This window comes from Glaciimonas sp. Gout2, from assembly GCF_035018905.1.
In the GTDB taxonomy this organism is placed as follows: domain Bacteria; phylum Pseudomonadota; class Gammaproteobacteria; order Burkholderiales; family Burkholderiaceae_D; genus Glaciimonas.
Genome location: NZ_JASJXA010000065.1, coordinates 1 through 13,164 on the forward strand (window position 1 = coordinate 1; position 13,164 = coordinate 13,164).

The 13,164-nt window shown below is 45.9% G+C and carries 12 protein-coding genes; 9 read left to right on the plus strand and 3 right to left on the minus strand.

The genetic code is table 11. The annotated features are described in order from the left end of the window. Window positions 1-190 precede the first annotated feature (190 nt). Entirely contained in the window at window positions 191-895 is a 705-nt protein-coding gene (locus tag QN379_RS21955; protein ID WP_323507611.1) for a response regulator, read from the plus strand. Between the two features lie 300 nt (window positions 896-1,195). On the opposite strand, the gene QN379_RS21960 is transcribed toward QN379_RS21955, so the two are convergent. Beyond that, complete coding sequence (locus tag QN379_RS21960; protein ID WP_322238310.1) at window positions 1,196-1,654, minus strand: SixA phosphatase family protein; 459 nt, start codon at window positions 1,652-1,654, stop codon at window positions 1,196-1,198. 25 nt (window positions 1,655-1,679) lie between these two features. After that, window positions 1,680-3,824 (minus strand): polyphosphate kinase 1, encoded by a 2,145-nt coding sequence (gene ppk1 / locus QN379_RS21965; RefSeq protein ID WP_323507612.1) that lies wholly within the window; start codon window positions 3,822-3,824, stop codon window positions 1,680-1,682. Between the two features lie 322 nt (window positions 3,825-4,146). Here ppk1 and pstS point away from each other — a divergent pair, with 322 nt between their 5' ends. The 8 genes from pstS to QN379_RS22005 all read left to right on the plus strand — a co-directional run bounded on the left by pstS (window position 4,147) and on the right by QN379_RS22005 (window position 12,388). Next, window positions 4,147-5,190 (plus strand): phosphate ABC transporter substrate-binding protein PstS, encoded by a 1,044-nt coding sequence (pstS, locus tag QN379_RS21970; protein WP_322238314.1) that lies wholly within the window; start codon window positions 4,147-4,149, stop codon window positions 5,188-5,190. A gap of 337 nt (window positions 5,191-5,527) precedes the next feature. Next, window positions 5,528-6,460, plus strand: a complete 933-nt coding sequence (gene pstC, locus QN379_RS21975; protein WP_416348561.1) for a phosphate ABC transporter permease subunit PstC — start codon at window positions 5,528-5,530, stop codon at window positions 6,458-6,460. After that, a complete protein-coding gene (pstA, locus tag QN379_RS21980) occupies window positions 6,457-7,356 on the plus strand; it encodes a phosphate ABC transporter permease PstA (protein WP_323507613.1) in 900 nt (299 codons plus the stop codon). Before pstC ends, pstA begins: the two co-directional genes overlap by 4 nt. Window positions 7,357-7,459: 103 nt before the next feature. Beyond that, window positions 7,460-8,257, plus strand: a complete 798-nt coding sequence (gene pstB, locus QN379_RS21985; protein ID WP_322238319.1) for a phosphate ABC transporter ATP-binding protein PstB — start codon at window positions 7,460-7,462, stop codon at window positions 8,255-8,257. A gap of 95 nt (window positions 8,258-8,352) precedes the next feature. Further along, complete coding sequence (phoU, locus tag QN379_RS21990; protein ID WP_323507614.1) at window positions 8,353-9,057, plus strand: phosphate signaling complex protein PhoU; 705 nt, start codon at window positions 8,353-8,355, stop codon at window positions 9,055-9,057. 103 nt (window positions 9,058-9,160) lie between these two features. Next, window positions 9,161-9,850, plus strand: coding sequence for a winged helix-turn-helix domain-containing protein (locus QN379_RS21995; RefSeq protein ID WP_322238323.1), 690 nt, complete (start codon window positions 9,161-9,163; stop codon window positions 9,848-9,850). A 54-nt stretch (window positions 9,851-9,904) separates the two neighbouring features. Then, window positions 9,905-11,215 carry a phosphate regulon sensor histidine kinase PhoR gene (gene phoR / locus QN379_RS22000; RefSeq protein WP_322238325.1) on the plus strand — a complete coding sequence of 437 codons (1,311 nt, stop codon included), beginning with the start codon at window positions 9,905-9,907 and terminating at the stop codon, window positions 11,213-11,215. A gap of 225 nt (window positions 11,216-11,440) precedes the next feature. Continuing rightward, the gene (locus QN379_RS22005) at window positions 11,441-12,388 is read left to right on the plus strand and encodes a patatin-like phospholipase family protein (protein WP_323507615.1); all 948 of its coding nucleotides are present in this window, start codon (window positions 11,441-11,443) and stop codon (window positions 12,386-12,388) included. 130 nt (window positions 12,389-12,518) lie between these two features. Here QN379_RS22005 and QN379_RS22010 read toward each other — a convergent pair whose 3' ends face one another. After that, a complete protein-coding gene (locus QN379_RS22010; protein WP_322238331.1) occupies window positions 12,519-13,112 on the minus strand; it encodes a C40 family peptidase in 594 nt (197 codons plus the stop codon). Window positions 13,113-13,164: the final 52 nt, after the last annotated feature.

The window sequence follows — 13,164 nt, forward strand, 5'->3', positions numbered from 1 at the left end:
CATCAGAATTATTTACACGTTCGTCTTAAATTAATTCGTGCGACTGAGTGGGGTGTAGTAATTTAAAATCGTTTTTCTTCGGTGAGATATGTTTTGTTTTTTAGCTTAAATAAACAGAGTTCCATATATTCTTGTCCCACTCATTTGCGACGCCTTAAGCAACTAAATCAGAGATTTCTTAAGGTAATCAGTGAATACACAAATAATCAAAGTAATTATTGCTGATGACCATCCATTTGTATTGGCGGGAATCAGATCTGTAATCGCTGCAAGTAGCCTGAAAGTAGTAGCAACAGCTTGTAATTCAACAGAAATAATTGATCTGTTAAATAAGGGTTTATGCGACGTGCTGGTGGCTGACTATGTAATGCCAGGTGGCGAATTTGGCGATGGCATTCCTTTGTTTGAATTCATTCTTCGACGTTACCCAGGCGTGCGTATTGTCGCCATGACCATGATCGATAATCCGGCAATTTTAGGGAAATTAAGAGCGATAGGAGTGCGCTGTATTCTTAGCAAGATGGATGACGTCAATTATTTAATATCGGCAGTCCATATCGCCTATGGAAGTGATAAGGGTGAGTTCTTTTCCCCAACGATAAAATCTATCATGAAGGAATACGGTAATGTGAAAGGACGCTTGGCATTATCTCAGCGAGAGGCAGAAGTACTGCGACTGTATGTCTCTGGTATGGCAATCAGTGAGATCGCAAGTCATCTGCATCGGAGCAAGCAAACTGTGAGCTCCCAAAAAAATAGCGCGATGCGAAAGATCGGAGTCGAATGCGATATGGATCTTTTTAAATACGCGATTGAGGTAGGCCTGGCACCTTCGTCAAGGACCGAAAACCAGAGCTATCACGATAACATCAGCTTCCGAACGCCCCTTTGCTAAAATATCCTATTTAGGTCGGATGAGCCTACGCGAGTGGCGTCGAAGAAAGATCCGGACTCGAGATTTAAGTTGTAATGCATCTTTGAATACAATCCACCCGCGCTAATCCTCGTCTTAATTCTAAGAGAGAGTCGCGACATGATGATATTCCAGTTTACATGTAAATTATTGAAAAATTGGAAACGAAGCTAAGACATCATATTTAAATCTGCAAATAAATATATAAATATATAAATATATAAATATTAAAAATTTACAAAGTGACGCGTTTTACAGATTCATATTTACATGTTGAACCATTTACTTTGCAATCAGTTCCGCCGACATGACTGCTTTAAGATAGGTTGTCGTGGTATCACCACGCTGCCGTTGTGCGATCCACCAGGCGCTGCCTTTACGTATCGACCATTCTTTTTTTTCGCCAGCGATAAGTATCGCAGCTACCTGACCCAGCGTGGGTTGATGCCCGATAATGAGTACTGGTTCGCGAGAGTCTGGCCAATGGGCCGCTGCTAATAGTTGATCAGCAGTGCAGTTTGGGGCGAGTTCTGGATGAATCTTAAATTTGCGTCCCAATGCTTCCGCTGTCTGGATAGTGCGAGTCGCCGGGCTGCAGAGTATCTTACAAGAGTTGGGTAAATTGCGGTCAAGCCAGTCTGCCATTTTCCATGCTTGTTTATGACCTTTTCCGGTCAGAGCACGGCCTTCGTCGGGTTCGCCGACCTCAGCCTCAGCGTGACGCCAGAGTATCAGTTCCATGAAAATTTCCTTAACAATTATTAGATTAGCTGGTTTCTGAAGACGCACCTAAAAGAGACATCAGGTGCTGCTGGGCGCTAAACGCTGCACTACGTGGTCCTTTTTTACGTTTGGTCCAATTTCCATCCGACGACAATTCCCATGCATTGACATTGTCTTTCAGGTAAGGCGTTAGTCCCTCATTGATGACACGCTTTTTTAGTGCTTTGTCTAATATGGGGAATGCCACCTCAACGCGCCTGAAAAGATTACGATTCATCCAGTCGGCACTGGCAAGATAGACATCGTGCTGTAAATTATTCCGAAAGTAATAGATTCGCGTGTGTTCAAGAAAACGCCCGATGATAGAGCGCACCGAAATATTGTCCGATAGTCCGGTCACGCCAGGGCGCAATGCACAGGCGCCTCTAATAATAAGTTCTATTTTCACGCCATCTGCTGAAGCAGCATAGAGCGCTTTGATTACCGACTCATCCAACAACGCGTTCATTTTTGCGACTATCCGCGCTGGTCTGCCTTGCCGTGCTATTTCTGCCTCGTTTCGAATCGCGCGAATTAATTCTTTTTGCAGGGCGAATGGGGCCAGCCAAAGATGATCCATTTTTTTTGGTTTAGTCAGACTGGTTAGGTGAATGAATACTTCATTCACCTCGATTGCTAACTTTTGGTTAGCAGTTAGCAGACCAAAGTCGGTGTATAGCTTGGTGGTGTTCGGATGATAGTTTCCGGTTCCTAGGTGCGCATAAAAGCACAATCCATTCGTATCGTCTTTTCCTCCATTGATTATTTCGCGGCGGATAACGAGTGCCAGTTTTGCGTGCGTTTTCAAGCCGACTACACCATATACAACATGGGCTCCGGCGCGCTCTAATCGGTCGGCCCAATTAATGTTCGCTTCTTCATCGAAACGTGCCATTAATTCGACTACTACAGTGACTTCCTTACCCAACTGCGCTGCAAGAATTAATGATTCGATTAAATCCGAATTCATCCCTGCGCGATAAATAGTCTGCCTTATAGCAACGACTAACGGGTCATGTGCCGCGCTGCGGATAAAGTCGATCACTGGTTGAAACGACTGAAACGGATGGTGCAACAGGACATCTTTTCTTTTTAATAAGGTGAAAATATCTTCAGATAACAAGTGCGAAGGCAGGCCCGGTGTAAAGGTTGGGAAGCGCAGATTCGGGAGCGTGGTCTGATCAATCATTTCTGATAGTCGCACCAGATTGACTGGTCCATCAACGGCATACATTCGATTTGGCGCGATAGAAAATTGATTGAGTAAAAAGGTAGATAAATGCTGAGGGCAGTTTTGGGCTATTTCGAGACGAACCGCAACGCCAAACTGGCGACTTTGTAATTCACTTTGTAGCGCCTGACGTAGATTTTTCACCTCCTCTTCATCGACCCATAAATCACTATTGCGCGTCACCCGAAATTGGTAGTAGGAGAGTATGTGGCGCCCGCTAAACAGATCATTAATATGCGCATGAATGATTGATGACAGTAAACAGAATGAAATGCCATTCGGCGATAGCGCATCGGGTAATCTAATCACACGCGGTAATACACGCGGCGCTTTCACAATGGCGATTGTCGCTTCTCGTCCGAACGCATCTTTTCCCGCCATTTCGACGATAAAATTTAAGCTCTTGTTGAGAACTTGCGGAAACGGATGAGCCGGATCAAGCCCGATGGGGGTGAGTAAGGGACGAATTTCGTGCTCAAAATACGATTTCACCCAAGCACGCTGGGCTTCGTTACGATCTTTATGCCTTAGAAGATGAACACCATTCGCTGATAGTTGCGGCAAGACTTCCTTGTTCAGGATGGCATATTGACGTGCAACGATATCGTGACATTCGGTACTGGTTAGTTTGAACGCCTCAGTCAGCAGCGGGGGATCAATGACTTGGCTGCCGTCCTCTGTGTGACTATTGGCCAAAAGACTTGCAATGCGTACTTCAAAAAACTCATCCAGATTGTTACTGACGATACATAAATAGCGTAACCGCTCAAGCAATGGAATGTGTCGTTGCTCGGCTTGCGCCAATACCCTCCGATTAAAGGCGAGAAGCGAGAGCTCGCGATTCAAATAGGCAGGGTTGCTATCAATATTTGGTTTAATTGGGTCACTTCCCTCGCCCGGGCTAGTATTTTTTTTCATAAAGTGAGTGTACTAGTCTGGACAATTTGATCGGAGTGTATGCAGACAATATGACATCTTGATGACAAATACGATAGCTATTTGAGCCCTTTATTATTCAAATAGAACACTAATTACACTGTTATGTTGCGCTTCATTGCGTGTCACAAACATGTCATAAATGTTGGTTAAAGTTCCGCCTGTCCCAATGGACGTTATGAATTTGCGGCTGTAAATGTATCAAATAAACCATTTTAGCTAGCCTGATCCGTAAGAAACCGTAAGTTTCTATAGTTTTATTTTAAGTTTGGTGTTTAATTTTAGTGAACAAGGGAGTAATTGAATGCGACTCAATAAAGTCTTTACATCCGTCGTTTTGGCGTTGGGTGCAACGTTCGCAGTTTCATCGGTAATGGCAGCGGAAATCACTGGCGCTGGCGCTTCATTTCCTTATCCGATTTACGCAAAGTGGGCCGAATCTTACAAAGCGGCAACTGGCAATAGCTTGAATTATCAATCGATTGGGTCGGGCGGTGGTATCAAACAGATCAAAGCAAAGACCGTCGATTTTGGGGCGTCCGATATGCCGCTAAAGGCGGAAGAATTGGCCGCTGACAGTTTGATGCAGTTCCCTGCAATCATGGGTGGCGTAGTGCCGGTGGTAAATCTGGAAGGTATTACTCCAGGCCAATTGAAGCTGACTGGTGCATTATTGGGAGACATCTATTTAGGCAAAATTACTAAATGGAATTCGCCAGAAATTGCTGCTTTGAACCCTGGCGTGAAGCTGCCATCTAGCGACATCACGGTTGTGTATCGGGCTGACGGTTCAGGTACATCTTTTGTGTTCACTAGTTACTTGTCAAAAACTAATCCTAGCTTTAAGAGTGGCATTGGTGCAGGTACTTCGGTTAAGTGGCTGGTCGGTGTGGGTGGCAAAGGTAATGAAGGCGTCGCAGCCAACGTCCAAAAAATCAAAGGTTCGATTGGCTACGTTGAATATGCATACGCTAAAAAGAACAAGCTACAGCATACACAGTTGAAAAATCGTGACGGTGGATTTGTACAACCAGATGACGAAACTTTTAAAGCAGCAGCAGCGGGTGCCGATTGGGCTAAAACACCGGGTTTTGCGGTCGATTTCACAGATGCTTCCGGTAAGAATAGCTGGCCTATTACTAGTGCTTCGTTCATCTTGCTGCATAAATCACAAGCTGATGGTGCCAAGGGCAAAGAAGTTCTGAAGTTCTTTGACTGGGCCTACAAGAACGGTGGCGCAGCAGCGACTGAACTTGACTATGTGGCGATTCCTGCTTCTGTCGTTAAGCTAGTAACCGAAGCTTGGAAAAGTGATATTAAGGACAGCGCTGGTAAGGCAATCTGGTAATCAGGGCTGGTTTTAGCGTGTGTCTAGATAGTTAATAAAAATACAGATGGACGGTGATGGTAGACCGTTTGTCTGTAGTCATACTGTAATAGCGCCTCCCGATACCAACATTAAGTTGCAAGGCCCATCGCCTCAATTCCTACGCAGAAAAACTCGCTAGGTGACCGCCGGGCTAATAATTTGTAATAAGTTCCGAGATGTTAGACGGACATGGCACACACTTCATCGGATATCGCTACTCATGAGTGCAAATATTCCTGTTATGGCACAACCAATATCACTCCACCCCAAAAGCCTTGATCAGGCCGGTTTGTCGCAACAAGCATTGCTTGTCACTATGCGCAGACAACGCATCCAGGACTTCTTCTTTCATAAAATCACGATGGGATTTTCGCTCATCGTACTGTTTGTTCTGATGGGAATTATTGTCTCGCTTGCCATCGGCGCGTGGCCTGTATTTCATACATTTGGTCCGTCTTTTATTACCAGTATTGAGTGGGATCCGGTCAACGATCAGTACGGCGCATTAACTGCGATTGCGGGTACGCTGGTGACGTCATTTATTGCATTAGCAATTGCGTTCCCAATCAGTTTCGGTATTGCATTATTTTTGACGGAAATTTGTCCTTCAAAATTACGTCAGCCTTTAGGTACGGCAGTCGAACTTCTCGCTGGGGTTCCGAGTATTATTTACGGCATTTGGGGATTATTTGTGTTTGCCCCGTTGTTTGCGGAATATGTACAGCCCTTGTTAGGTGATACTTTGGGTCATATTCCTGGTATTGGTATCTTATTTTCAGGTCCGCAAATGGGCATCGGCATCTTAACAGCTGGCCTGATTTTGGCAGTGATGATCATTCCTTTTATTGCCTCCGTGATGCGCGATGTATTTGAGGTCGTACCGGCGGTATTGAAAGAATCAGCGTACGGCCTTGGTTGCACCCGTTGGGAAGTCGTCCGCAAGGTGGTGTTGCCCTATGCTAAAACCGGCGTTGTGGGTGGTGTCATGCTTGGACTTGGTCGTGCTCTAGGCGAAACGATGGCGGTGACCTTCGTTATTGGTAATTCGCACCGCTTATCGTGGTCCTTATTCGGTGCCGGTAACAGTATTGCATCGACGCTAGCTAACGAAATCGCTGAGGCTTCGTCAACCTTGCACGTCTCTGCGTTATTCGCACTTGGTCTTATATTATTTGTGATTACTTTTCTTGTACTATCCGCAGCTAAATTGATGTTGATGGGAATGTCCCGGAAAGAGGGTGTCAAATGAGTGCACAGAATTCAGGGCTTTCAACGCAAACTTTTCCTGTCAATCCAGCTGCGAACAAAGTATATCGCAAGCGAATTTTGATACACAAAATTGGCATGGTGTTGTCTTTTTTGGCGATGGCTTTCGGTTTAATTGTGTTGATGTGGATTTTGACAACCCTCGTGGTAAAAGGGGTGGGTGCAATGAATCTTGGATTGCTTACCCAAAACACCCCATCGCCAGGTGGGGAGGGCGGTGGCTTATTTAATCCGATAGTGGGCAGCTTGATGCTGGTTGGACTGGCCACACTGATTAGCACGCCAATCGGAATATTAGCCGGCATTTATTTGGCTGAATATGGGGAAGAAAGCAAACTGGCCCAAGTGACGCGCTTTGTGACCGATATCATGTTGTCAGCGCCGTCAATTGTCATTGGCCTGTTTGTTTACGCAATTTATGTCGCGAAAATCGGTCATTTTTCTGGTTGGGCGGGGGCATTTGCTTTGTCATTAATTGCTGTTCCTGTGGTAGTCCGGACAACCGACAATATGCTCAAACTGGTACCCGGCAATTTGAGAGAAGCAGCATTTGCGCTCGGCGCACCGCGCTGGAAGGTAGCATTGACTGTGCGGCTTCGCGCGGTAAAAGCCGGTGTAGTGACGGGCGTTCTATTGGCTGTGGCACGCATAGCCGGCGAAACCGCACCATTGCTTTTTACAGCTTTGAACAATCAATTTTTCAGTACCAATATGAATAAGCCAATTGCCAATTTGCCTGGCGTGATTAATCAGTTTGCCAATAGCCCTTACGACAATTGGGTATCTTTGGCCTGGGCGGGTGCTTTGTTGATTACATTGGGTGTATTGATTTTGAATATCGTAGCGCGTACCTTATTTAGCCAAAAAATTCCAAGTTGAGGCAACGTCTGAAAAAGTGCTATAAGGCATTTTTTTCATTGATGTTTGCTTGGCTAACAGCTAAACCATTTACTGAAAACTGCATTTAATGACTGCGATTGCCATGACTAATCAAGCACTGCAAAGCACCGATTTCAACGCTCTTAAAAAGCCGACTATAGAAATTTCAAAGTTGAATTTTTTCTATGGTAGTTTTCAAGGATTGAAAGATATTAATCTTCATATCAATGAAAAAAAGGTAACCGCATTTATTGGTCCATCCGGCTGCGGAAAATCCACATTACTACGTACTCTCAACCGAATGTACGATCTTTATCCCGGTCAGCGTGCTGAAGGACAAATTATCTACGCTGGGAAGAATATTTTGGATGCCGGTCAGGATCTGAATATGTTACGTGCCAAGGTCGGTATGGTGTTTCAGAAGCCGACGCCGTTTCCAATGTCGATCTACGACAACATCGCTTTTGGTATTCGTCTTTATGAAAATTTGCCAAAAGGTGAAATGGACGAGCGCGTTGAATGGGCACTGACGAAAGCGGCCTTGTGGGGCGAGGTAAAAGATAAACTGAATAAAAGCGGCTTAAGTTTGTCAGGCGGTCAGCAGCAACGTTTGTGTATAGCACGGAGCGTCGCAGTACGTCCTGATGTCCTTTTACTTGATGAGCCGACATCGGCGCTGGACCCAATTTCGACGGCTAAAGTAGAAGAGTTGATTACTGAGCTGAAGCAAGATTACACGATTGCTATCGTGACGCACAATATGCAACAGGCCGCACGCTGCTCGGATTTCACGGCTTATATGTATTTGGGTGAGCTAGTCGAATTTGGCAAGACCGATCAGATATTCATGAATCCGGCCCGTAAAGAAACGCAGGATTACATTACTGGTCGCTTTGGTTAATCAGTTATACGGAGTGGCGTTGGATGATTAACTTCTATTTCGTATGCACCTTTTAACTCTTATTGAATCCGCATAGAACTGTAAGGAATAACCAGATGACTGGCGAACACTCTTCAAAGCAATATGATTCAGACCTTGAAACAATCCGTTCAAAAGTATTACTTATGGGCGGTTTGGTCGAGCGACAATTTCAGGAAGCAATGAATGTCTTCCATAACGGAAATATTGCCGCTGGCGAACGCGTCATCAAGGATGACGATCAAGTCAATTTATTAGAAGTGGAATTGGATAATGCTTGTAGTCACTTGATCGTGCGTCGTCAGCCTACGGCTAATGATTTACGCGTAGTGATGGCGACGATTAAGGTCATTACCGATCTTGAGCGAGTCGGTGATGAGGCCGCCAAAATTGCACGTACGGCGATCCATCTTCATAAGCGTGGCGTCGGAAGTGTCGATCACAATGAAACTGTAAGGGTGATTGCTACAGCGGCCGCCGACTTGCTGCACGATGCTCTTGATGCGTTGGCACGTTTGGACGAAAAGCAGGCGATCAAATTGATTTCAGACGATGCAATTATCGATCGGGATTTTCGGTCAATTATGCGCAACGTCATCACTTACATGATGGAAGATCCACGCACGATTTCTGCATTGATGGACACTTTGTGGGTCGCAAAAGCAATCGAGCGTATTGGGGATCACGCTAAAAACATCGCAGAATATGTTATTTATATCGTCGAAGGTAAGGATATACGACATACCGACTATGCAGCGACACACCTTGGCTCAGGTACTTGATTGTTGCGTAAAGCAGGCGAGCAGCGGATCAAGTGAGGAAGAAAAGGGCGAACGCGTATGTTTATAATTCATGGCTTGTTAATTTTTACGTTGACCTGTGCCGATGACTTCTGAAAAAGCATCAATTCTGATCATTGAGGATGAACCGTCGATTGCAGAGTTAGTTGCATACACCATGTCGGAGGCAGGTTGGAGTCCGACGGTGGCGTCTACGGCAGCCGAAGGTTGGTCATCGATTCAGCATCGAACGCCAGAGTTGGTGCTGTTGGACTGGATGCTTCCCGATCAGAGTGGACTCAGATTTTTGTCACGTCTACGTGCAGAACGGCAATTTCAGTCGATACTGGTGATGATGCTAACGGCTAAATCCATGGAAGAGGATAAGATATCCGGTTTGGATAATGGTGCGGATGATTATATGACCAAGCCGTTTTCACCACGTGAGCTAACGTCGCGGGTGAAAGCATTATTGCGTCGTAAAAATCCTGATCAGACTGTTGGCATGATGTCTGCTGGCGCGGTAACGCTTGATCCAGCGAGTTGTTCGGTGCTGATGAATGAACAGAAAATTGATATCGGACACGCCGAGTATCGTCTGCTGAAGTTCTTTATGGCCAATCCCGATCGGGTTTTTTCACGCAGTCAATTACTTGACAAGGTGTGGGGCGATCATGTGGTTATCGAAGAGCGAACGGTAGACGTGCACATACTACGCTTACGGAAGGCTCTGCATGAGGCGGATAATTTGATTCGTACCGTGCGTAGCGTCGGCTACATGTTGTCGACAAAATAAGTCTTTTTACGTTAACGCACTGCATTGCGCTATCTCATTTCCTTTTAATACCTTATGAATCCAACGATGTTGTTCTGGATACCAGCGGCCCTTCGGCTGCTGATGATTTTTGTCGTTTCGGCTTTCGCGTGGCTTTTTTTTGGGGCAATTCCAGGGTTGCTTTTGTGCGCCGCAAGTCTCGTAATGCTGATTGTTTTGCAACTATATTATTTGTATCGTTTAGGTGGCTGGCTGGATAATCCTCGTGGACAAAAGCTTCCAGATGGTTGGGGAGCGTGGACAGACATTTTTTCACGTTTGTATCGTCTGCGACGTGATGATGAAAAAAATCAAGCTGAACTGTCCGAATGGCTGGCGCGTTTTCGACAGGCCATGCATCTATTGCCTGACGGTGTGGTGATCATGGATGACGTTTTATTTTTGGAGTGGTGTAATCCAGCGGCCGAGCGTCATCTCGGCCTCCAACATGGCCGCGACAAAGGAATGCGTGTTACCAATTTGATCCGAAACCCAGATTTCATCGATTACATAATTCTTGGTCGCTATGATCAGCCGCTGCTATTAACGCTACGCGAGCGGAAACTGGTTGTACAAATTATTCCATTTGAAAATCGCCGTCAGATTCTGGTAACCCATGACGCGACTGAATCAGAACGCATCGATATGATGCGCCGCGATTTTATCGCTAATGCCTCACATGAATTACGCACACCGCTGACGGTTATTAACGGTTTTTTAGAAATTGCCCAAGCCCATCCAAATCTCGACCCACAAGTAAGGGCTGGACATCTAAAAATGATGACCGAGCAGGGCCAGCGGATGCAAAATTTGATTGGCGACATGCTGACACTAACGCGGCTTGAGTCAATCGATTATCCGATGCGTCCAGAACGCGTGTATATCGAAGCTATGTTAAAAAATATTTTGCAAGAAGTTGAGTTGTTGTCGGCTGGTCAACATATTTTTTCTCTTCACATAGATGGCCCGGATATCAACGGAAACACAGAAGAATTACGAAGTGCTTTCAATAATTTGGTATCTAACGCTGTGCGGTACACCCCGGCTGGCGGGAAAATAGATTTGATTTGGCAAAATACGCTCAAGGGACCACAGTTCGTGGTGCGTGATACGGGTATAGGATTCAGTGCTGAGCATATGTCGCGTTTGACCGAACGTTTCTACAGGGTGGACAAAAGCCGGTCTCGCGAGACGCGAGGAACCGGGCTTGGCCTAGCCATTGTTAAACATGTATTACTTCGACATGGGGGAGTGTTGGGCGTCGAGTCGAGTCAAGACAAGGGGAGCGTGTTCACAGCACGCCTACCGACGACGATCGTAATAAATAGTAAGGCTGATATACATTGAGGAAAGTTAGGTCGATGATAGAGGCAATACTCATGCCGTGCTAATGAATTCCAGGTGTTCTGCATTTGCGCCATTGTCTACCGCCGAAGTTGTAGCGTTAGTCTGATTAATGGTTTATTTTGCAATCAATTTACCTATCATTCCGGTCGTAATCTTTCGTCGGGCATGGCTGCCGAGGTCCGCCTCTGATGTAAAATCGCTGACTTTCATCGTATTTCTTAATTAATGAACGCTATCTTATCGCCTCGTTGCCTGCCAGTAGTCAGATCATCGCTGTCTATTTTGCTCACTTTGTCTTTAGTCACAGCCTGTACGACTATTGCACCAGTCGCGCCAGTGACACCCGTAGTCACGGTGCCGGTTGTTCAAAAAGAAGCGCCGCGGCACATTAAAATTGGCCTTGCCTTGGGTGGTGGCGCGGCACGTGGCTTCGCGCACATTGGAGTCATTAAGGCTCTTGAAGCCCAAGGCATAGTTCCGGATATCGTCGTTGGTACCAGCGCAGGTAGCGTTGTTGGGGCGCTTTACGCCGCAGGAAACAACGGATACGCATTGCAAAAATTGGCATTGAAAATGGATGAGGCGGCATTTTCTGATTGGTCGATTCCCTTATTTGCCAAGGTAAGCGGAGTTTTAAAAGGCATCGGCCTTGAAAACTATGTTAATAATACCATCGGTAATGTTCCGATCGAAAAACTGAAAATTCCATTCGGAGCAGTCGCTACAGATCTGAACTCAGGCCAGCCGATTTTATTTCGGCGAGGAAATACTGGGTTAGCAGTGCGTGCTTCCTCAGCCGTCCCGGGCGTATTTCAATCGGTCAAGATTGGTAGCCATCTATATGTAGATGGTGGGTTGGTGGCCCCGGTACCAGTTCGATTTGCCAAGGAAATGGGTGCCGACTTTGTGATTGCTGTCGATATCTCTGCCGTGCCGAAAGCGCAGGCCGCATCTAGTTCTGTCGATGTGTTACTGCAAACCTTTGCTATTATGGGTCAGACGATTAATGAAAAGGACCTGAAAGAGGCGGACATCGTCATCCAACCTAGGCTCGACGCTATGAAGGGTAATGACTTCAATGGACGGAATATGGCAATTCTTGCGGGGGAGCAAGCCGTGATGGCTCAAATGGTCGAGATCAAAAGGAAGTTGCTAGAGAAGCGCGGTGGGTGAAGCGGAACCGTTAATAAGGCTTGCGCAGGATTCCAATTCCTACATTTCTTGTGCTATTCGAAACAGCAAAAAGCCACATCTATGGATGTGGCTTTTTGCTGTTAAATAAGTAAATGAATAGACAGTGTTTCTATTTTTGCGCTGCTGTAATATTTGCAACTGTTGCCGGATCCAGATCACTAATGCGACGCGCGCCGTTGAAGCGATTTTTCCAATAAGCTATATCCATGCTTTCTACTCGCACTGAAGAACCGGTCCTTGGAGCGTGGATAAACTTGTTATCCCCTAGATAGATGCCGACATGAGAGAAGCTGCGTTTGAGGGTGTTATAAAAGACCAGATCGCCAGGTTTTAAGTCATCCTGGTCAACTTTTTCGCCTTCTTTGCTGAGTTCTGCTGAGGTGCGGGGTAAGTTAATACCGAGCGCTTCCTTAAACACGTATCGCACCAAGCCGCTGCAATCAAGTCCAGTTTGCGGCGTGTTGCCGCCGTATTTATAATTAATACCGATTAAACCGATGGCACTTTGTGCAAGATCTGATGCACGTTCGGTAAGTTGCTCAGTGAATTGTTGAAATTTACTGCGAGGCGGTTGGGCGGGAGGGGCGCTATCGAAAACAGTTATATCTGACGACCAGGCCGGGCTGGCGATCCAGCAACTAGCGAGTACGGTACACGCCATTGCTAAAGCACGAAAAAGTGGAATGTCAATTTTAATCGTCATCGTAATTGAGGCTTGGGTCAAATGACCGCATGAATGTAAGTGAATAAGAGTC

Excerpts from the sequence above, each read along its gene's own strand:
- pstC (WP_416348561.1), top strand. The coding sequence starts at position 5,528 with ATGCGCAGACAACGCATCCAGGACTTCTTCTTTCATAAAATCACGATG.
- QN379_RS21960 (WP_322238310.1), bottom strand. The coding sequence starts at position 1,654 with ATGGAACTGATACTCTGGCGTCACGCTGAGGCTGAGGTCGGCGAACCC.
- QN379_RS21995 (WP_322238323.1), top strand. The coding sequence starts at position 9,161 with ATGACTTCTGAAAAAGCATCAATTCTGATCATTGAGGATGAACCGTCG.
- pstA (WP_323507613.1), top strand. The coding sequence starts at position 6,457 with ATGAGTGCACAGAATTCAGGGCTTTCAACGCAAACTTTTCCTGTCAAT.
- QN379_RS22010 (WP_322238331.1), bottom strand. The coding sequence starts at position 13,112 with ATGACGATTAAAATTGACATTCCACTTTTTCGTGCTTTAGCAATGGCG.
- pstS (WP_322238314.1), top strand. The coding sequence starts at position 4,147 with ATGCGACTCAATAAAGTCTTTACATCCGTCGTTTTGGCGTTGGGTGCA.
- phoR (WP_322238325.1), top strand. The coding sequence starts at position 9,905 with ATGAATCCAACGATGTTGTTCTGGATACCAGCGGCCCTTCGGCTGCTG.
- pstB (WP_322238319.1), top strand. The coding sequence starts at position 7,460 with ATGACTAATCAAGCACTGCAAAGCACCGATTTCAACGCTCTTAAAAAG.
- QN379_RS22005 (WP_323507615.1), top strand. The coding sequence starts at position 11,441 with ATGAACGCTATCTTATCGCCTCGTTGCCTGCCAGTAGTCAGATCATCG.
- phoU (WP_323507614.1), top strand. The coding sequence starts at position 8,353 with ATGACTGGCGAACACTCTTCAAAGCAATATGATTCAGACCTTGAAACA.
- ppk1 (WP_323507612.1), bottom strand. The coding sequence starts at position 3,824 with ATGAAAAAAAATACTAGCCCGGGCGAGGGAAGTGACCCAATTAAACCA.